General features: G+C 69.5%; 21 protein-coding genes and 3 pseudogenes. 11 read left to right on the top strand and 13 right to left on the bottom strand.

Annotated features, from left to right (window positions below):
* Positions 1 to 7 precede the first annotated feature (7 nt).
* A complete protein-coding gene (locus ACQPXG_RS13170) occupies positions 8 to 454 on the bottom strand; it encodes a helix-turn-helix domain-containing protein (protein ID WP_433467946.1) in 447 nt (148 codons plus the stop codon).
* A 206-nt stretch (positions 455 to 660) separates the two neighbouring features.
* Between ACQPXG_RS13170 and ACQPXG_RS13165 the strand changes: the two genes are divergently transcribed.
* From ACQPXG_RS13165 to ACQPXG_RS13145, 5 genes and pseudogenes are all read left to right on the top strand, one after another.
* Positions 661 to 1,221, top strand: a complete 561-nt coding sequence (locus ACQPXG_RS13165; RefSeq protein ID WP_433467945.1) for an ArsR/SmtB family transcription factor — start codon at positions 661 to 663, stop codon at positions 1,219 to 1,221.
* Between the two features lie 113 nt (positions 1,222 to 1,334).
* A pseudogene (locus ACQPXG_RS13160) lies at positions 1,335 to 2,018 on the top strand (MMPL family transporter); the annotation flags it as partial.
* Positions 2,019 to 2,091: 73 nt separating this feature from the next.
* Positions 2,092 to 2,397: pseudogene (locus ACQPXG_RS13155) on the top strand (MMPL family transporter); the annotation flags it as partial.
* Positions 2,398 to 2,409: 12 nt separating this feature from the next.
* Complete coding sequence (locus ACQPXG_RS13150) at positions 2,410 to 3,387, top strand: MMPL family transporter (protein WP_433467944.1); 978 nt, start codon at positions 2,410 to 2,412, stop codon at positions 3,385 to 3,387.
* Between the two features lie 178 nt (positions 3,388 to 3,565).
* Complete coding sequence (locus ACQPXG_RS13145) at positions 3,566 to 4,666, top strand: RNA-guided endonuclease InsQ/TnpB family protein (protein ID WP_433467943.1); 1,101 nt, start codon at positions 3,566 to 3,568, stop codon at positions 4,664 to 4,666.
* 140 nt (positions 4,667 to 4,806) lie between these two features.
* Here ACQPXG_RS13145 and ACQPXG_RS13140 read toward each other — a convergent pair whose 3' ends face one another.
* The gene (locus ACQPXG_RS13140) at positions 4,807 to 5,211 is read right to left on the bottom strand and encodes an ATP-binding protein (RefSeq protein ID WP_433467942.1); all 405 of its coding nucleotides are present in this window, start codon (positions 5,209 to 5,211) and stop codon (positions 4,807 to 4,809) included.
* A gap of 123 nt (positions 5,212 to 5,334) precedes the next feature.
* On the opposite strand from ACQPXG_RS13140, the gene ACQPXG_RS13135 reads away from it, so the two are divergent.
* The 3 genes from ACQPXG_RS13135 to ACQPXG_RS13125 all read left to right on the top strand — a co-directional run bounded on the left by ACQPXG_RS13135 (position 5,335) and on the right by ACQPXG_RS13125 (position 6,744).
* Positions 5,335 to 6,147, top strand: a complete 813-nt coding sequence (locus ACQPXG_RS13135) for a helix-turn-helix domain-containing protein (RefSeq protein ID WP_433467941.1) — start codon at positions 5,335 to 5,337, stop codon at positions 6,145 to 6,147.
* Positions 6,138 to 6,329: a DUF397 domain-containing protein gene (locus tag ACQPXG_RS13130; protein ID WP_433467940.1), complete on the top strand. Its 192-nt coding sequence runs from the start codon at positions 6,138 to 6,140 to the stop codon at positions 6,327 to 6,329. The genes ACQPXG_RS13135 and ACQPXG_RS13130 overlap by 10 nt, the downstream gene beginning before the upstream one ends.
* Positions 6,330 to 6,477: 148 nt before the next feature.
* Positions 6,478 to 6,744 (top strand): DUF397 domain-containing protein, encoded by a 267-nt coding sequence (locus ACQPXG_RS13125; RefSeq protein ID WP_433467939.1) that lies wholly within the window; start codon positions 6,478 to 6,480, stop codon positions 6,742 to 6,744.
* Between the two features lie 111 nt (positions 6,745 to 6,855).
* Here the strand turns inward: ACQPXG_RS13125 and ACQPXG_RS13120 are convergent.
* Positions 6,856 to 6,948: pseudogene (locus ACQPXG_RS13120) on the bottom strand (hypothetical protein); the annotation flags it as partial.
* Here ACQPXG_RS13120 and ACQPXG_RS13115 point away from each other — a divergent pair.
* Positions 6,928 to 7,545, top strand: coding sequence for an FAD-dependent monooxygenase (locus tag ACQPXG_RS13115; RefSeq protein WP_433467938.1), 618 nt, complete (start codon positions 6,928 to 6,930; stop codon positions 7,543 to 7,545). The pseudogene ACQPXG_RS13120 and the gene ACQPXG_RS13115 sit on opposite strands and share 21 nt — an antisense overlap.
* 74 nt (positions 7,546 to 7,619) lie before the next feature.
* Here ACQPXG_RS13115 and ACQPXG_RS13110 read toward each other — a convergent pair whose 3' ends face one another.
* Positions 7,620 to 8,198 carry a hypothetical protein gene (locus ACQPXG_RS13110; protein WP_433467937.1) on the bottom strand — a complete coding sequence of 193 codons (579 nt, stop codon included), beginning with the start codon at positions 8,196 to 8,198 and terminating at the stop codon, positions 7,620 to 7,622.
* A 283-nt stretch (positions 8,199 to 8,481) separates the two neighbouring features.
* Between ACQPXG_RS13110 and ACQPXG_RS13105 the strand changes: the two genes are divergently transcribed.
* Entirely contained in the window at positions 8,482 to 8,961 is a 480-nt protein-coding gene (locus tag ACQPXG_RS13105; RefSeq protein WP_433467936.1) for a hypothetical protein, read from the top strand.
* 10 nt (positions 8,962 to 8,971) lie between these two features.
* Here the strand turns inward: ACQPXG_RS13105 and ACQPXG_RS13100 are convergent, their stop codons facing one another.
* From ACQPXG_RS13100 to ACQPXG_RS13085, 4 genes are all read right to left on the bottom strand, one after another.
* Positions 8,972 to 10,051, bottom strand: a complete 1,080-nt coding sequence (locus ACQPXG_RS13100) for a hypothetical protein (protein WP_433467935.1) — start codon at positions 10,049 to 10,051, stop codon at positions 8,972 to 8,974.
* Positions 10,044 to 10,622, bottom strand: coding sequence for an RNA polymerase sigma factor (locus tag ACQPXG_RS13095; RefSeq protein ID WP_433467934.1), 579 nt, complete (start codon positions 10,620 to 10,622; stop codon positions 10,044 to 10,046). Before ACQPXG_RS13095 ends, ACQPXG_RS13100 begins: the two co-directional genes overlap by 8 nt.
* A gap of 283 nt (positions 10,623 to 10,905) precedes the next feature.
* Positions 10,906 to 11,259, bottom strand: coding sequence for a hypothetical protein (locus ACQPXG_RS13090; RefSeq protein WP_433467933.1), 354 nt, complete (start codon positions 11,257 to 11,259; stop codon positions 10,906 to 10,908).
* Between the two features lie 152 nt (positions 11,260 to 11,411).
* Positions 11,412 to 12,251 (bottom strand): class II glutamine amidotransferase, encoded by an 840-nt coding sequence (locus ACQPXG_RS13085; RefSeq protein ID WP_433467932.1) that lies wholly within the window; start codon positions 12,249 to 12,251, stop codon positions 11,412 to 11,414.
* Between the two features lie 328 nt (positions 12,252 to 12,579).
* Between ACQPXG_RS13085 and ACQPXG_RS13080 the strand changes: the two genes are divergently transcribed.
* A complete protein-coding gene (locus tag ACQPXG_RS13080; RefSeq protein ID WP_433467931.1) occupies positions 12,580 to 12,903 on the top strand; it encodes a DUF6191 domain-containing protein in 324 nt (107 codons plus the stop codon).
* Between the two features lie 220 nt (positions 12,904 to 13,123).
* On the opposite strand, the gene ACQPXG_RS13075 is transcribed toward ACQPXG_RS13080, so the two are convergent.
* The 5 genes from ACQPXG_RS13075 to ACQPXG_RS13055 form a co-directional block, all read right to left on the bottom strand.
* Positions 13,124 to 13,678 carry a phosphotransferase gene (locus tag ACQPXG_RS13075; RefSeq protein WP_433467930.1) on the bottom strand — a complete coding sequence of 185 codons (555 nt, stop codon included), beginning with the start codon at positions 13,676 to 13,678 and terminating at the stop codon, positions 13,124 to 13,126.
* Between the two features lie 109 nt (positions 13,679 to 13,787).
* Positions 13,788 to 14,018, bottom strand: a complete 231-nt coding sequence (locus ACQPXG_RS13070) for a hypothetical protein (protein ID WP_433467929.1) — start codon at positions 14,016 to 14,018, stop codon at positions 13,788 to 13,790.
* A gap of 78 nt (positions 14,019 to 14,096) precedes the next feature.
* A complete protein-coding gene (locus ACQPXG_RS13065; RefSeq protein ID WP_433467928.1) occupies positions 14,097 to 14,645 on the bottom strand; it encodes a YciI family protein in 549 nt (182 codons plus the stop codon).
* Between the two features lie 166 nt (positions 14,646 to 14,811).
* Positions 14,812 to 15,810, bottom strand: coding sequence for a diaminopimelate epimerase (gene dapF, locus ACQPXG_RS13060; protein WP_433467927.1), 999 nt, complete (start codon positions 15,808 to 15,810; stop codon positions 14,812 to 14,814).
* A gap of 151 nt (positions 15,811 to 15,961) precedes the next feature.
* The gene (locus tag ACQPXG_RS13055; protein WP_433467926.1) at positions 15,962 to 16,363 is read right to left on the bottom strand and encodes a roadblock/LC7 domain-containing protein; all 402 of its coding nucleotides are present in this window, start codon (positions 16,361 to 16,363) and stop codon (positions 15,962 to 15,964) included.
* Between the last annotated feature and the right edge of the window lie 115 nt (positions 16,364 to 16,478).

Below are 16,478 nucleotides of genomic sequence, written 5' to 3'. Positions count from 1 at the left end.
TCGGCCGCTAGGCGTGGCGTTCCCGGTCGGCCTCGGCGGCGGCGAGGATCATCTCGTCCACGACCCAGCGGGCCTCGGGCGAAAGGTCGACGAGGGCGCGCAGGACCTCGGGCCGGATGATGCCGTGCTCGACGTCCCGGCGCAGCGCCTTCAGCGTCAGGTCGTCGCCGATCGGGTCGGACTCGCTGGAGAAGCCGAAGTAGCCGATCGGCACGCCGAAGAACGTGGCGAGCGCCGTCAGCGTCTTGAGCTGCGGGTTCTCCTGCCGTCCGGTGCGCAGCTTCCATACGGTGGTGGACGAGATGTCCTCCCCGGTGGCGCGGGCGATGGCGGCGGCCGTGTCCACGTTGTTGCGCGGCGGCCCAGCCTCCGCCGGCCACAGGTTCCGGATCAGCCACTCGACCTTCTCGGCGAGCGACGCCCCGGGCGGCACTTCCTCCACCTGATGCTGCATTCGGCTCCCTCTCACCCTCACCAGCGATTTAAGTTGACCACACCCGCGTTCGTCAGCCAAGGACGCGCACCCCGGCGCGGCGCTCGTGGCGCCGGGACCAGCGGGGGACCCACCGCTTACCTCTCAGGTCGCGGCCCCTCATTCTCTCCGGTGAACTTTGCCAAGAAGCGTTGCAAAGGCCCTTTGCAACTTCTAGCGTCCCGTCCATGAAGGAACAACCGGACCCGGAGGTGATCACCGACCCGCAGCAGGTGCGGCTGCTGGCGCACCCCCTGCGGCAGCGGATCGCCGAGATCATGCGGCGCGGGCCCGTCTCGTCCACCACCCTGGCCCGCGAGCTTGGCGAGAGCACCGGCTCGACGAGCTACCACCTGCGGCAGCTCGCCAGGCACGGGTTCGTGGAGGAGGTCCCGGAGCTCGCGCGCGGGCGGGAGCGCTGGTGGCGGGCCGTGCCCGGCGACCGGCGGCTTCCCCCGTACCGCGAGCAGTCGCCGAAGATGCGCGAGGCGGTGGAGGAGGTGACCCGGCTGGAGTTCGCGAACGAACTGGAGATGCTCGCGCGCTACCAGCGGGAACGCGACGGGATGGGCCCCTGGGCGGACGCCCTGCTCTTCTCGTTCGGCACGGTCACGCTGACGCCGGACCAGCTGCGTCCCTTCTTCGAGGAGTACATCGCACTCCTCTACCGCTACAAACGCGACGACGACGACCCGCCGCCGGACGCGCGGACCCTGCACGCCAGATTCCTGGCGTTCCCGGAGGTCTGAAGCCCGGGCCGCCGAGTTGCCCCTCGCCGGCCCGGGCGGGCGGAAGCCCGCATCACCACGCCGAACGGCGTGTTTCCACGCAACGCGAACCCCCACGGAAAGGAGAGCACCTCATGCTGCTCTCACGCAAACGACGCCTGCTCAAATGGGCGGTCCTGCTGTTCTGGGTCGCGGTCACCGCCGTGGCCGTCCCGCTCGCGAGCCGGCTGCCGGACGTCGTGCAGGCCAACTCCTCGGCGGAGCTTCCGCGCGGCGCCCAGTCGACCGAGGTCGACGAGCTGACGTCCCGTTTCCCAGGCGGCGAACTGGCACCGGGCATCATCGCCTACGTCCGTGACACCGGCATCACGGCCGCCGACCGCGCGAAGGCCGAGGCCGACCGCCGCGCCCTCGCCCCGGTCGCGGCCGGGACGATCGCGCCGCCCGCCCCGTCCCCCGACGGCAATGCCCTCATGCTGAACGTCCCGCTCCGGGACGACGACACGCTCGGCGACAACGCCGAAAGGCTGCGCGAGCAGTCCGCGGCGAACACGCCACCGGGCCTGGACGTCCGGCTGACGGGCTCGGCCGGTTCCGCGCTGGACGTGGGCGACGCGTTCAAGAAGGTCGGCAAGCCCGTCCTGATCGCCACGGTCCTCCTGGTCGCGGCCGTCCTCCTGTTCACGTACCGCAGCCCGGTCCTGTGGCTGCTGCCGATCGTGAACGCGGCGATCGCGCTCCAGGTGACGGGCGCCGTCGTCTACCTCCTCGGCGAGCACGCCGGCCTCTACGTGGCGGACGGCACCTCCACCATCCTGGACGCGCTCGTCTTCGGCATCTCGACCGACTACGCGCTGCTCCTCCTCGCCCGCTACCGGGGAGGAACTCCGCCGCCACCGCGACCGGCACGACGCGATGAGGGCCGCGCCGCGCCGCGCCGCCGCCCCCATCGCCGCGTCCGCCGCGACGGTCTCGCTCGGCCTGCTCTGCCTGCTCGCCGCCCACATGGGCTTCAACTACGCGCTCGGCCCGATCGGCGCGATCGGCGTCCTCGGCGGCCTGGTGGTGGTCATGTCGCTGCTGCCCGCCCTCCTGGTGATCTTCGGCCGCCGGGTGTTCTGGCCGCGCATCCCCCACTACGGCGGCACCCCGTCCGCGCGCGGCGCCTGGGACCGCATCGGCCACCGCATCGCCGCGCGCCCCCGCCTCGTGTGGGTGGGCGGCCTGGTCGTACTGGCCGCGCTAGCCTCCGCCTGCCTCGGCATCGACACGGGCTTGGACCGCGCCCACTTCCTCACCAGCACGCCCAGTTCGACGATCGGCGAACGGCTGCTGGCCGAGCACTACCCTGGCGGCCAGGGTCGTCCGCTCCAGGTGATCACTGACAAGCCGGCCGCCGTGACCGCCGCGCTCCGGAAGTCCCCCGGCGTGGCCCGCGTGGGAACGCCCCAGCCTTCATCGGACGGCCGCCTGACCAGGTTCGACGTCGTCCTCACCTCGCCGCCCGACAGCGCGGCGGCGAAGGAGACCGTCCGCGAACTACGCGAGACCGTCCCGGACGCGTTGTTCGGAGCGAGCACCGCCGGCGAGATCGATCTCGCCGACGCCCAGTCCCACGACCGGCGCGTGGTGATCCCGCTGGTCCTGGGAGTCGTGCTGCTCATCCTGGTCGCCCTGCTCCGCGCACTGATCGCCCCGCTCCTGGTGATCGCCACGGTCGTCGCGTCGTACTTCGCCGCCCTGGGCGGAGCCTGGCTGCTGTTCCGGTACGCGTTCGGCTTCCCCGCCCTGGACATCCAGGTCGCCCTCATGGGCTTCCTGTTCATGGTCGCGCTGGGCGTGGACTACAACCTGTTCCTCGTCTCCCGCATCCGCGAAGAGGCAGAACGCTCCGACCACCGCACCGGCGTCCTGCGGGGCCTGGGCGTCACCGGCGGCGTCATCTCCAGCGCCGGGCTCGTCCTGGCCGCCACGTTCGGCGTTCTGGGCGTCATGCCGATCACGATGATGGTGCAGATCGGCGTCCTCGTCTCCCTCGGAGTTCTCTTGGACACCTTCTTCGTCCGCTCCGTGATCGTCCCCGCCCTGGCCCTGGACGCGGGCCCCCGCTTCTGGTGGCCCGCCCGCCGCCGCACCACACCGCCCCCGGCAACGCAGCACACGTCCATGGACGCCATCACGAGGTGAGCGAGCCAGCGGAGGGACGGTCACCGGGCCGCCCCTCCGCTCGTTCCCTTCACCTTTTGCCTTCAGCGTGGAGGCCCCGTCCTTCCGCGCGGGGAGGAAACGCGGCACGGTGCCGCACGATGTTCTCCCGGGTTTGTCGGTCCGGGTTTTGTCGGCGGCGGCCGGTAGCTTTCCGGGCATGACCCGCTACCGTCTGCAGCCGACCCCCGTGCAAGAACAGGCGCTGCTGCAGCATTGCGGGCACGCCCGGTTCGTCTGGAACCCGGCGGTGGAGCAGCACGCCTGCTGGCGGCCAGACCGCGGGCCGGCGCCCAGGTTCGCCGAGCAGTGCCGCCAGCTCACCCAGGCGCGGGCTGAGCATGCTTGGTTGCGGGCGGGGTCGGTGACGGTGCAGCAACAGGCGCTCAAGGACTTCCACCAAGCCATGGGCAATTTCTTCGCCGGTACCCACCGGCGCCCGACCTGGCGCAAGGCCGGACGGCATGAGGGGTTCCGGATCGTGGCGGTCAAACCCGGCGACGTGCGGCGCGTGTCCCGTCGGGTGGGTCAGGTGAAGGTGCCGAAGGTGGGGTGGGTGAGGTTCCGCTGGTCCCGGCCCGTCCCCGACGGCGCCAAGTCCTACCGTGTCACCCTGGATCGGGCCGGGCGCTGGCATGTGGCGTTCGCCGCGATCCCCGACCCCATCCCCGCACCCGGTACGGGCAAGGCCGTGGGGGTGGATCGGGGCGTGGCGGTCAGTGCCGCGTTGTCGACCGGCGACCTGCTTAATGCGCCCGGCCTGCAGGAGAGCGAACGGGTTCGGCCGGCGCGGCTGCTGCGCAGACTTGCCCGTGCCCAGCGCGGCTCGAAGCGGCGGGCCAGGGTCAAGGCCGCGATCGCCCGGCTGAAGGCCCGTGAGACCGACCGGCGCAAGGACTGGATCGAGAAGACCTCCACCGATCTGGCTCGCCGGTTCGACGTGATCGGCGTCGAGGACCTCAACATCGCGGGAATGACCCGGTCTGCGCGCGGTTCGGTGGAGGTGCCGGGCCGTAACGTTCGGCAGAAGGCCGGGCTGAACCGGGGCATCCTGGCCAACGGGTGGGGCGGCCTGGTCCGGCGGCTGGAGCACAAGGCGCCCGGACGGGTGGTGAAGGTTGATCCGCGGTACACGTCGCGGACCTGTAGCGCCTGCGGGCATGTCGCCGGGGAGAGCCGTGAGAGTCAAGCGGTCTTCTCGTGCGTGGTCTGCGGGTTCGAGGTCAACGCCGATGTGAACCGCGGCTTGCAATGTTCGTGATACGGCCGCAGGGCATGCGGTCGCTGCACGGGGAGGCCCCGCCGCTGGGCGGGCCTGCGAACCGTGAACCCCAACACGACCTGCCCCTCACGGGGTAGACGGTCGCTGTTGGAATCCTCCTCGTTCACCGAGGGGGGATGTCAAGAGTCGAGGACCGCGAAGACGACCTTGCCGACGTCGCCGGCCAGCGGCCGGGCGCCCCAGCAGCGGGTGAACCGCTCGACCACGAACAGGCCACGGCCCGACTCATCATTGACGTCGGCGCTCTGGATGCGCGGCATGTCGCACACGGAGTCCTGCACCTCCACCCAGACCGCGCCGTCGCCCGTCCGTCCGATGCGGAAGATCACCTCGTCGTCCGCCGTGGTCGCGTACCGGATGGCATTGGTGACCAGTTCACTGGCGATCAGGCACGGGACGAAGTCGTCCACGTCCCAGCCGCCCATCACGAGCCGCACGAACCGCCGCACCTCCGCCACGGCCTTGAGGTCCCGCTTGACCACCATCTCCCCGTGCACCGCCTCGCCCACAACCGTCTCCCTCACTGTGCGTTTCGTTCACCACACATTGAGCCACTTTTCGCCGTAGTATTTGGTTGCCGCTTTGAGGTGGCAGACAGCGGAAGATCACTGTCTAGGTTGGCAGATTCCAAGAGAGGATCCAGCGCCATGCCCCCGCGTCGTTCTCGTCGCCCCAGCGAGTCCCCCGCCCTCATTGCCTTCGGCCGACAGATGCGTCGGATGCGAGAGGCCAAGGGCATCAAGCAGGAGACGATCGCCCACATCACGCAGGTCAGCGGGCCGCAGGTAAGCAAGATCGAGAACGGAAAGAAGCGGGCTACGCGATCGTTCGTGGAGATCGTCGACGACTACCTGGAGGGGGACGGCGCACTTATCAGCCTTTGGGGGGACCTGAACAAAGATGGCCATCCTGTTCCGATCTGGTTCGACTGGCCCCAGATCGAAGCGGACGCGATGATCATGGTCTGCTGGGAACATTCAGTGATTCCTGGCCTCGCTCAGACTCCGGCCTACGCGTTGGCGATCCTTCGCGGCAACCAGGAGGCTGCCGACGCCCGAATCAGCCGCCAGGCCATCCTCACCAGGACTAGTGGAGCTGCCGCACCGACCGTCACGTTCTTGATCGATGAGCAGGTACTCAACCGCCTGGTGGGCACGGCCGAGACGATGAGGGAGCAGCTTGAGCACCTCATAGAGATGAGTATGTTGCCCAACGTCACGGTTCAAGTAGTGTTGGGAAGTGGCGAGCACGACGGCAACATGGGTGCGTTCGTAGTCGCGACGATGGATGACCGCAGCGAGATCGCTTATGTCGAGACGGGCGTACGCGGCATCACGACAGATGACCCCACTGACCTGGCAACTCTGGATCGAACCTTGGCGGATCTCCGTTCGCGGGCACTCACGCAACAAATGTCGTGTGAATTGATTAGAAAGGTGGTCCAGGAGAAATGGACCTGACGGAAGCCAAGTGGCGTAAGAGCAGCTACAGCGGCTCCAACGGCGGCAACTGCGTTGAGCTGGCAAGACTCCCCATGATGGTGGCGGTGCGGGACAGCAAGGACCCGGACGGGCCGGTCCTGCTCTTGACCCGCGAAGCCCTGCGCACGGCCGTCCAGGCAGCCGCCTCCACGAACGCCTGAGCCCCACCGACCGACCCCCTGAGCCCTCCAACCCTCACCACCGAGGGTCGGGGGGCCTTCCATTTCGGCAGCCAAATGTCCTCACCGCTGTCCGGCTCATACCGCCACGCGCCACATGGATTCCGCGCGCCATGGGCATCCAATGGACATGGACCCGAGCAACACCCAGTGGCGCAAGAGCAGCTACACGACGCCCAACGGCGGCAATTGCGTTGAGCTGGCAAGTCTGCCGAACAACGTGACCTGGCGTAAGTCGAGCCAGAGCGGCGAGAACGGCGGCAACTGCGTTGAGTTGGCTGGGCTCGCTGATGTGGTGGCGGTGCGGGACAGCAAGGACCCGGACGGGGAAGTCCTGATGCTGCGGCGCGAGGCCCTGCGCACGGCCCTCCAGGCTGCCGCCATTGAGAACGCCTGAGCCGACGCCCATCGTTGAAGTGGTGCGGGCGGGACTCTGACGGTCAGGGATTAGTACCAGCATGCCGCGCACGCCACCGGCGGCGAGCCGTCGGTGGGCCTGTGCCGCGTCTTCTAGTGGCAGCCGCTCCGCGACCCGGGTGGTGAGCTCGCCCGCGGCCGCCGGCTTTGACAGCTCGGCGAGTTGACCACCATTGGGCTCCACGAGCACGGTGATCGGCTCGATCCCGCGCGCTGGACCAACTCGGCGATCTCCGCACTGACCGGACGGCTCGGAGACCCGCCGCCCCAGCGCCAGGACTGGTCCCGCCGCGTCGCCACGTCCTCACTGGCCGAACACGTCACCCGTTGCCGCACCTCACTCGTCGACCACGCCGCGCTCATCAGGGCCACCCAAGAGTGCTTCGAGTTCCCGATGTGCGACCGCGACCCACTGCCCTACTGGACGCGGGGGCGCGTGACCCTCCTGGGCGACGCCGCCCACCCGATGTACCCCTTGGGGTCGAACGGCGCCGGGCAGGCCATTCTGGACGCCAGTGACCTCAGCACCCACCTGGAGCGCCACGCCGATCCCGCCGAGGCGCTCCGGGCCTACCAGCGCGATCGCCTGCCGGTTACCGGCGAGGTGGTCCTCCGCAACCGCCAGGGCGGACCGGAGAACGTGATCGACGAGGTCGAACGCCGCGCCCCCGAGGGCTTGTCCCGCCTGGAGGACGTGATCGACCCCGCGGAACTGGAAGCCGTCGTCAACGCCTACGTCCACACGTCCGGCTCCTCTAAGGACCAGGTCAACCGCCCCTGATCCTGCAGTTCTTGCACGAGGACCCACAAACAGCTGAGGGCCCGGCGGTCACCGGGCCCTCGATTCAATCACGGTCACTCGGACCTGATGTGACCGTCACTGGTGTTGAGGTCGATCTCGGTGTCGTGCGGCACCGAGATGACGACCTGCAGTCCAGAGGTGTCACCGGGCGCGCTCATGGTGGTCCCTTCCGGGCTCACGGTAGCGTCACCTTCGGCGCCCATGCGCTGGACGATGGCGCCCTTGGTGCGCACGTTCTTCATGACCTGGCTCGCCGGGCGGGACCGCCCATCGGCATCGCGGCCCATGCTCTGGACAACGTTGCCCCCGGCGGTCACCCCCCTCAGGACCTGGCTGTTCCCCTGGCCCTGGTGGGGCTCACCGCCAAGGAGGCGGCGAAGCCTGGCCCGCAGACCATGCGGTCGCGCCGGAGGCGCCGGAGGCGCCGGTCGCGCCGAAGGCACCGTCAGGACCACATGGTCGCCGTCGGGGATGAGTTCGGCGGTCTCCACCGTCGCCGCCTGCTCGGCGGTTCCGGTGATGACTACCGTGATGTTGTGGTACTCCCAGCCTCGCTGGACGGTGACGGAGGCGTCGCCTACGTCACCCTCAAGCCGAGCCAGGGCCGGAGCAGTCAGAGTACGCTGCCGCATTTTCGACTCCCTTTTCGTTGCGCCTGCACTGCGTACTTGACCGTCCGGACCGGCGGGGTACCGGCAAGCTGGGCGGCTCGGCTCCCGAGCCAGCAGGGGAAGCGGAAGCGTGCCTATCTAGCCTGCTTTCCCAGATTGGCCTTCATCTCGGCGAGGACGAGAACACGGCGCCGTACCACGCCAACCGGATCCGGCCAGCGGTGAAGCCGATCTGAAGCCGATCTGAAGCCGCCGAGGTATTCCCTGGTGCTGCTTGCTCCCTGACCGCTGCACAAGGGAAAAAATGAAGACCGTGAAATGGGCCTGTGTGACTGCCCTGACCGCCGCGCTCCTGACCAGCCTGACACCCTCCGCATCAGCGCAAGCGGCGTATCACAATTACGTTCACAACACAGGAACGGTCGGCATCGGTGCCATCCAGTTCTGGGACGGCTATTACAAACACGCCCCCGGTTACGATGACATCATCCCGGGCGGGAGCTGGTCGGGGTACAGGCCGGGGACTGCCGGCTTCTACGTCGGGCCAGGGTACTGCGTGAGAATCCGCGGCTGGAATAACGGGAGTCCGAGTTCTCCGCCGCCTCCGTCGGCATACACGGACCCCCAGGTCGTCGGGACCGGGTGGTGGGAGTTCATGGATCTTCACGAGGGCTACGACGTGAAGGCTTTGCGTACCGGCGATCCAGGCTGCGCCCCGTCGTACTTCGACATCCTGGTCAAACCTGGGAACCCCTGGCCGGACCGGGTTCAGACGGGCCGGTAGCATCCCCTCTTCAATCGCGGGGAGGCGTCTCGTTCGTCCAGCCCTCGCTGAGCGTGCAGGTGTAGTCGAAGCGGAGGCCTGCCCGCATCCCGGTCTTGCCCGCCTTCTTGAGGACCATCTGGTCGCCGAGCACGTCGTTGGTGTTCGGATCCAGGACGAGCTGGTACTCCACGACCGACCCGTCGGCCCGTTCGACCCACGGCCCGGCCAGGCCCACGCCCGTACGGCCGCACGCGTTCTGGACCGTCCCGACGGACCGGATCCCGGACAGCCCGGCCAGCATCCGCAGCACCGCTGCGCGCGACTTCGGCGCTGCCAGCTTGTCGCCGATGTAGCGGGCCCCGGTCATCAGCTCGTTGGCGCTGCCGTCCACAAAACCGGCGTCCCGGCGCACCAGCGCGACGAACGCGGCCGGGTCCGCACCGGAGGCGATCCGAGATTCCACGCTCGGCGGATCGGTGCTCGGATCCAGGACGTAGCCGGGTCGGTGCGGCTCCAGCGGCTTGCCGTCCCTGGTCAGGTCGAGGCGGTCACCGTCGGCTTCGGCCCGCCAGCGCGTCGGGGACCCGGCCTTGCGCCACGCCGCCATGTCCTCGGGCGTCCGCGGCCCCGCCGGATTGGCCTTCTCGGCGAAGTGGCCGCGGCCGGGTCCGGTGCCCGGCTGCCAGGCGTCGCTCTCCACTTCCGTGTAGATCACGTAGCCCCCGTCCTCGGAGACGACGTGCCACGCCTGCCCCCGGAGCGTGCGCTGCCGCCAGAAGCGGCCCGCCTTCGGTGACGTCCCGGCCTCCAGCTTCGTCGCGGCGGCCAGCAGGAACGTCCGCGCCTGAAGGTGCTGCTCCGCCGCCTGCTCCTTGGGCAGCACCGGGTTCGCGCCCCCGTCTCCGAGGGATGCGGTCGCGACCACGGCGGCGGTGGCGGCTGCGGCCAAACCCAGCCCGAGCCCGAACCGCAGCCGCCACGGCCGCTTGCGCGGCTCTGGAACGGCCGGCCGCATCAGCTCCTCCAGCCGGCGCCGCCCCTCACCGGTCTCCAGGGCCGACGGGCCTCCCTCGTCGAACGTCTCCGCGACCATCGTCAGCTCATCCATGGGACTCCTCCTCATCCGTGTGATCGATCCGGCCCAGTGCCTCCCGCAGCTTCCTTCGAGCCCGGCTCATCCGCGATCCGACCGTTCCCCCGGGAATCTCCAGCGCCGCCGCGGCCTCCTCGTAGCCGAGGCCGCCGACCGCGACGAGCAGCAGCACGTCCCGATCGCCCTCTGTCAGCGCTGCTACGGCCGCCGCCAGCCGAGGGCGCATGTCCTCGGCGGTGAGGCGTTCCACGACCCGTTCCTCGTGCCCGGCGGCCGCGGCCCCCGTGCCGAGACGCGCGATCGCCGCCATGCGGCGGTTCTCGGTGCGCCGGTGCTGGCCGACCAGGTTGGTGGCGATGCCGTACAGCCAGGGCCGCAGGGCGCCACGCGCCGGGTCGAACCGGTCCCGGTAGCGGTACGCGGCCAGGAACGTCTCAGCGGCGATATCGGCGGCGTCGTCGCGGCCGAGCCGAGCCGCCACGTACCGGTAGATCTGGGGAAAGTACTCGTCGTAGATCTCGGCGAATCGGTCGGGCTCATGCCAAGACCCTTTCGGCGCGCGCACGGCGCGCGTCGAGGGTGTCATGGGTGGTTCCCTGTCATATCTGGCCTTCCAGACACGTATCGGCGGTCACCCTCTTGTAAGCCGGAACGCGGAATCTTCTTCACGGGCGCGCCCCGGACGGCCGCCGAGCCGACACCATGGAGCGCGTGGAGAGTGCGGGACGACCTCGCTCCCTGATGGCAAGCTCCCTGAAAAGGGGCGTCCTTCGTGGCATTTCTGGTCGGCCGTCGACCTGGCAAAAACAAACAGGAGCCCGGGCGGGGGCTCCTGCAGATGGATCCGTCGGATGGATCCGTCGGATGGGTCAGTCCTTGGCGAGGCCCTTGGCGGCGCCGATGATGCCGCCCAGGGAGACGCCGAAGACTAAGGCGCAGCCGTGGAGGATGACGATCACCCGCGGGACGTCGCCGAGCAAGGGCGAGATCGCGATGATGATCGCGAGACCGAAGGTGCTCTTCGTGGCCCTTCCGGTGAGGGAACGGCGGTCGCCACCGCTGCTGAAGAAGGCAGTGAGGCCGCAGAGGATGCCCCCCAGAACACCGTTGGTGATCGCGAGGGGAGCGCTCGCGTGTACGAGGCCGTACATGGCGAACCCGATGAGCACGCCGACGACGGCTCCGAGGATGGTGCCGACGGCGGTGCGAGCGAGATTTCGCATGGTGGTACTCCTGTTCTTTGAGTGGGTGCCCGAGCTGCGCCCGGACACCGTTCGTGTGGTTTGGTCGGCCGCCTGCGCTGAAAGCAGGTGCCACCTTCGACCGTTCAGAAGACGGCAAGCAGCGCAAGCCGATCCCAGAACGGGCTGTCCCGCTAGGCGGGCGGTGTGGGTTGGAACGGGTGTACCTCGTGCATCCCGTTCTCGATCACGATGTACGTCGATTCGGGCACCTCGTTCCAGACGCCGGGCAGGTCTCGCAGCGGCTCGGAAACGACGAGCCGCGCGTTGTCCGACAGCCGCTCCCGGGCGAAGCTCTCCGGATGCAGCTGCCGGAGGCTGCGTGCCTCGGTGCTGTAGAACAGGGACCGCGACCTTTTCTCGCTGGAGTACCGGAAGGACCACAACCGCTCACCGTCAGACGTCGCGATGGTCATCTGGACCGGGTGCTCGACGCCGTGCTCCCGCCCGGTCGCCTCGACCAGACCGACCATCCGCTCCACCGCCGCCGGCGGGTCCTCGCGAAGCCCGAAGGTGAGCGCGAGGAAGAACATGACCTCCGAATCCGTCGAGCCCTGGATCGCCGGGTAGAGCTCCGGGTCGACGGCGAATACAAGATCGCGTTTGAGGCGGTCGAAGTCGGCGATCGCCCCGTTGTGCATCCACAGCCACCGGCCGTGGCGGAAGGGGTGGCAGTTGGTCTGCTGCACCGCTGATCCGGTGGAGGCGCGAATGTGCGCGAAGAACAGTCGCGATCGGAAGTGGCCGGCGAGCTCGCGCAGGTTCAGGTCGCTCCACGCCGGTACGACGCTCCGGATCACCGTGGGAGGGACGTCGCTGCCGTCTCCATACAGGCCCAGACCGTGCCCGTCGCCGTTGGTGGTCTCGGCTCCCAGCCGGGCAAAGCGGCTCTGCTCGATCAGCGAATGCTCCGGTTGGAAGAGGAGTTCGTCGAGAAGGATCGGCGAACCGCTGTAGGCAAGCCATCGGCACATGCGTGCCCCCTACCCGCGATCGCCCCTACCCACCAGCAGGCGTGCTGTCGATGCCTGCTCAGGGCCCCTCCCGCCGCCGCCCGTGAGCGCCATGTCCGCTGGCCATCCCGGCCCGAGCACGCCCTTTCAGAAAGGCCGGGCGGCCCTCTGCCCATCAACCGCCGGCCGCCGGATCGGCCGTCCCGTCGCATACTCTGAAGACAAGATCGAGTACGCCCGCCTCTTGAGGGCTCAGGTCGACTCCCTTGGCGTCGTCGCCGCCAAGACCAGGATCCCCAAGACCTCCCTGCATCGCTACCTGACCCCCACTGCCCAGGAGGCCTGAACGATGGCGGCATACGCAGCGGCCCTGCCCGTCCTGGCCGGTGTACTTCTGACCCTGGCCGGCATGGAACTGGCCTGGAAACGCTTCACCGGCCGCGGACTGCTGCCCTGGCTACGCCGCCGCTCGGGCACCCCGCTGTCGGCGACCGGTTTCGAGGAGTTCACTGCGATCTTTCAAGGCAGTAAACGCACCGAACTCGCCCACCGCCAGATCCAGCTGGTGCTCCGCCACGACGAGAGCGACGGCGCGCCGCCGACCACCCGGATCGACCTCGACCAGGGCATCGCCGTCATCACCCGACCGCGTCCTGGCGACGAGGCACGCTGACCCCGTCCTGGCCTACTGACCCGCCTTGGGCACCCGCGTGTGCACCGCGGTGTACTGGCTGATGAAACCACCGGGGTAGGCGACCAGCGGAGCCGTAGACCGCGACTGGCCTCGGCCGACCAAGCCATCGGCACATGCGTGCTCCCTACCTGGGGTCACCGCTGCCCACCGGCTCCCCCGCCCGCGCCGCCGCACGCCGGTCAAGCGATGGCGGCGGAGGTCACGGTGCCTGGGAGAGGATGAACTCTTCGTATCCGTCGGGCAGTCGCATGTCGCGCGACAGCATCCAGTGCACTCGGCCGGCGCCGGTCAGCGCGAGGGTCGCTCGGTAGCCGGTCTCGACGTCCATCCCGTGGAACCGGTCTCCCAGTCCCGTCAGATAGTCCTTCAGCAGTTCTGCAAATGTGCTCAGCGCCAGACTGGCGAGGTCGGCGCCGACGGGACCGGTGCCGAGCGTGGCCCAGTCGAGCACGACGGTCGTGGTGTCCGCTGACCGGATCAGGTTTCCGGCGGAGAAGTCGCCGTGCGTCAGAACATGCGGCGTCCGGGCCAGTTCGTCGAGCAGTTCGCCGCGTCGTTGCCATAGCCGGGCAATGCGCGGATCGGCGTCGACGGCCGACCAGTCGAGGTCGCTGACCGCTATCCGCTGGGCGAGCTGGTGTCCGGCGAGCCAGGGCACGTCCGGAACGGCGGCGGCCGCCTGCCAGGCGCCGAGCCGATGCGCCGCACGGTGAGGCGACTCGGCCGCACCGTCGACATCGGCCAGATAGGCCACGTCGTCGACGACCCCGTAGCAGTGCGGCGCGGCCAGGCCGGGTCCGGCGGGCAGCAGGCCGCTGGCATAGGCGAGCGGCTCGCGCCGCCAGTACGCCCAGTGGCGGGGATCATCGGCGTGCGCGGCGTGCCGCCCCGGTGCTCACCGGATGGAACTCCTTGCGAACCAGGCGGAACGGCAGTTCCTCGGTACCGCACCTGGCGGTGCCGGACAGCCGGGTGACGGCGCCGGTCGCCGCGCCGCTGCTCCCGATGATCGGCTCGCTCCGGCAACCGAGGAGTGAGGCGTCCGGCCGAGCCAGAACCGCGGCCAGCACCTGATCGGGCACTCGATGGTCCATGCGCCGGACGCTACGCCCGCCAAACGTCCAAGGCCCGCGAATAAACCTCAGATCCACCGCACCCGTTGGTGGGTTCCGTTACCGGCGTCCGCCGAACTCCCAGGGGTGGACCTCGACGGCGGCGTACCGGTCAGAGGTCAGGACGGCGCGTGCCGTGTCCGCGTCCGGGGCGCGGACCAGTGCCGCCGTCCCCACCCAGGTGGCGCCGTCGTCCGACAGCAGCGGCCCGTACGCGACCAGCTCGTCCGTGCCAGGCGGCACGGCAAGGTCCTCGGCCTCCCCCGAACCGAGGCCGAGCACCAGAAAGCGGCTGCCGCCGGTCCGGCCACCGGGGAAGTCCCACATGGTGCGGCCCAGCGCGTTGCGCCACCGGCGCACCAGCACGTCCCGGTACACGCCGACCTGGTAGCCGGGCTCTTCGAAGGCGAACGCGCGGGCGGCGGCCGCGTCCGGCAGGTCGACGATGTGCACGCTGCCGGTGGCCGTCTCACCGTCGGCGGTGAGGGTCGGGCCGCGCGCGATCATCTCCTTCGCGTACCCGTCCATGTAGGACCAGTGCTCTTCCAGCAGCTCGTAGCGCAATGCCATCGAATCGGGCCGGTCGCGGTGGTAGACGAAGAACTCCATGCCCGCAGTCTCTCAGCATCCCCCGGACGAGATCCGGATCGTCCGGCCGTCTCAGTGGACGTGCAGGTGGGGTGTGAGCATGCCGACGAGTTCTTGCCACAGGGCGGCTTCGGCGGGCCGGGGCCTGGACACAGAGAACTCGCGATCCCGGTGGGAGGTCGGTGGGTCAGACGGTGGGGGTCACTCCGGCGGCGGCGAGGACCTTGCGGTGCTCGCGGTACAGGGCGTCGAACGCGGCGATCTCCGCGTCGTCGTCCTCACGCGTGAACGCGAGCGGCCCGTCCCCGGCCAGGTCGCCCGGGTCGAACTCGGCGCGGTAGACGATCGTGGCGTTGCCCTCCAGGACCGGCTGCCACCGGCCGTCCCGCTCCTGCAGCCACGACCGCGCGACGCCGCCCGGGTTGCGCACCCGCACCGGCACGTCCGGCGCGACCCGGCCGAGCCGCGACAGCACCGCGCGGGACGCCGCGACGCCGGAGCCGCAGCTCTGCGTCAGCCCGGCGCCGCGCTCGTACGTCTGCGCATAGACCTCGGACGAGTCCGCGTTCAGCGGCAGGACGAAGCTGACGTTCGCGCCGAGCGGGAAGACCTCCGGGGTGTCCGCCACCCGCAGGCCGGTCTTCACCAGGTCCCCTTCGTCATAGGCGTCGATGACGCTGACCAGGTGCGAGTTCGGCACGGCCACCGCGGTCGCCGGCAGCGCCGCGTGGTAGGACTCCAGGGCCTGCTCGATCACCGGGGACGGGACGCCGGCGACGATCGGGTCGGCCGGAGAGAAGTCGACCGGCGGCAACTCCACCGCGGTCTGCCGCACGCCGTGCGGCGTCAGGCCCGCGTCGCGCACCGTGAACGCGTAGGGGCCGGTGTGCAGGACGATCTGCTCGGCGTCGTAGCGGTCCAGCAGCAGCCTGCCCGCGCCGCGCATCCCGTTGCCGCAGAGCAGCGCCGCGGACCCGTCCGGGTTGAAGAACCAGGCCCGTCCCGTCCCGTCGCCGTCGTCGGCCACGAAGTACACGCCGTCCGATCCGAGCCCCAGCCTCCGGTCGCACAGCCGCTCCACCGCACTGGTGAGCCGCCCGCCCGGAAAGCGGTCCTCGGGCGCGCCCTCGATGACCAGGATGTCGTTACGACTCCCGTGGATCTTGGTGACCGGCAACTGTGACATGACGCCTTCCGACGCGATTCCCCCTGATGAAGCCCCCGACCGGCCCATGCTACCCGCCGGTCCACAACCCCCATCGAGCTGATCGCGCCGACGCCGCCTCAGTGTGCCTCAAGGGACACAGCGGCTCCCGTGTCTCCGCACAGTGGCCGGGTCAGTGCCGAGGGTGAGACGCGAGGTGCTCGCCGACCCGCCCGACAAGGAGGGTCATCTCGTAGCTGATCTGCGCCGGGTCGACGTCGGCGTCGCTGAGCACGGTCAGCGAGGCGCCCTCGCCCGCAGCGGTCACGAACAGGAACGCGTTGCGCATCTCGATGATCGTTTGATGCACCTCCCCCGCGTCGAACTGGCTTCGGGCGCCCTGCGCGAGGCTCTGCAGCCCGGCGGCCAGCGCGGACAGGTACTCCGCGTCCTCCCGGCTCAGGCCGGCGGACGCCCCCATGAGGAGCCCGTCCGCCGACTGCACCACCGCCCTGGTCACCTGGGGCACACGTTCGACGAGCCCGTCGATCAGCCAGTCCAGCCGGTCGGTCGATTCGCCCTGCAGCGGCGTCACGTGAGTTCTCCTCTTCCGAGACAGCGGTGAGGGTCCGGGTTTGCCGAACGCCGCCACATGATTCCATCGGCACCCGGCAAGATCCACAGAATTCCAGACAAATGATCAAATCTGT

Origin of the sequence: Spirillospora sp. CA-128828 (assembly GCF_050945415.1) — a bacterium.
In the GTDB taxonomy this organism is placed as follows: domain Bacteria; phylum Actinomycetota; class Actinomycetes; order Streptosporangiales; family Streptosporangiaceae; genus Spirillospora.
This window is presented reverse-complemented; position numbering and strand designations above follow the sequence as displayed.

Excerpts from the sequence above, each read along its gene's own strand:
- ACQPXG_RS13170 (WP_433467946.1), bottom strand. The coding sequence starts at position 454 with ATGCAGCATCAGGTGGAGGAAGTGCCGCCCGGGGCGTCGCTCGCCGAG.
- ACQPXG_RS13165 (WP_433467945.1), top strand. The coding sequence starts at position 661 with ATGAAGGAACAACCGGACCCGGAGGTGATCACCGACCCGCAGCAGGTG.
- ACQPXG_RS13145 (WP_433467943.1), top strand. The coding sequence starts at position 3,566 with ATGACCCGCTACCGTCTGCAGCCGACCCCCGTGCAAGAACAGGCGCTG.
- ACQPXG_RS13135 (WP_433467941.1), top strand. The coding sequence starts at position 5,335 with ATGCCCCCGCGTCGTTCTCGTCGCCCCAGCGAGTCCCCCGCCCTCATT.
- ACQPXG_RS13130 (WP_433467940.1), top strand. The coding sequence starts at position 6,138 with ATGGACCTGACGGAAGCCAAGTGGCGTAAGAGCAGCTACAGCGGCTCC.
- ACQPXG_RS13125 (WP_433467939.1), top strand. The coding sequence starts at position 6,478 with ATGGACCCGAGCAACACCCAGTGGCGCAAGAGCAGCTACACGACGCCC.
- ACQPXG_RS13110 (WP_433467937.1), bottom strand. The coding sequence starts at position 8,198 with ATGCGGCAGCGTACTCTGACTGCTCCGGCCCTGGCTCGGCTTGAGGGT.
- ACQPXG_RS13105 (WP_433467936.1), top strand. The coding sequence starts at position 8,482 with ATGAAGACCGTGAAATGGGCCTGTGTGACTGCCCTGACCGCCGCGCTC.
- ACQPXG_RS13100 (WP_433467935.1), bottom strand. The coding sequence starts at position 10,051 with ATGGATGAGCTGACGATGGTCGCGGAGACGTTCGACGAGGGAGGCCCG.
- ACQPXG_RS13095 (WP_433467934.1), bottom strand. The coding sequence starts at position 10,622 with ATGACACCCTCGACGCGCGCCGTGCGCGCGCCGAAAGGGTCTTGGCAT.
- ACQPXG_RS13090 (WP_433467933.1), bottom strand. The coding sequence starts at position 11,259 with ATGCGAAATCTCGCTCGCACCGCCGTCGGCACCATCCTCGGAGCCGTC.
- ACQPXG_RS13085 (WP_433467932.1), bottom strand. The coding sequence starts at position 12,251 with ATGTGCCGATGGCTTGCCTACAGCGGTTCGCCGATCCTTCTCGACGAA.
- ACQPXG_RS13080 (WP_433467931.1), top strand. The coding sequence starts at position 12,580 with ATGGCGGCATACGCAGCGGCCCTGCCCGTCCTGGCCGGTGTACTTCTG.
- ACQPXG_RS13070 (WP_433467929.1), bottom strand. The coding sequence starts at position 14,018 with ATGGACCATCGAGTGCCCGATCAGGTGCTGGCCGCGGTTCTGGCTCGG.
- ACQPXG_RS13065 (WP_433467928.1), bottom strand. The coding sequence starts at position 14,645 with ATGGAGTTCTTCGTCTACCACCGCGACCGGCCCGATTCGATGGCATTG.
- dapF (WP_433467927.1), bottom strand. The coding sequence starts at position 15,810 with ATGTCACAGTTGCCGGTCACCAAGATCCACGGGAGTCGTAACGACATC.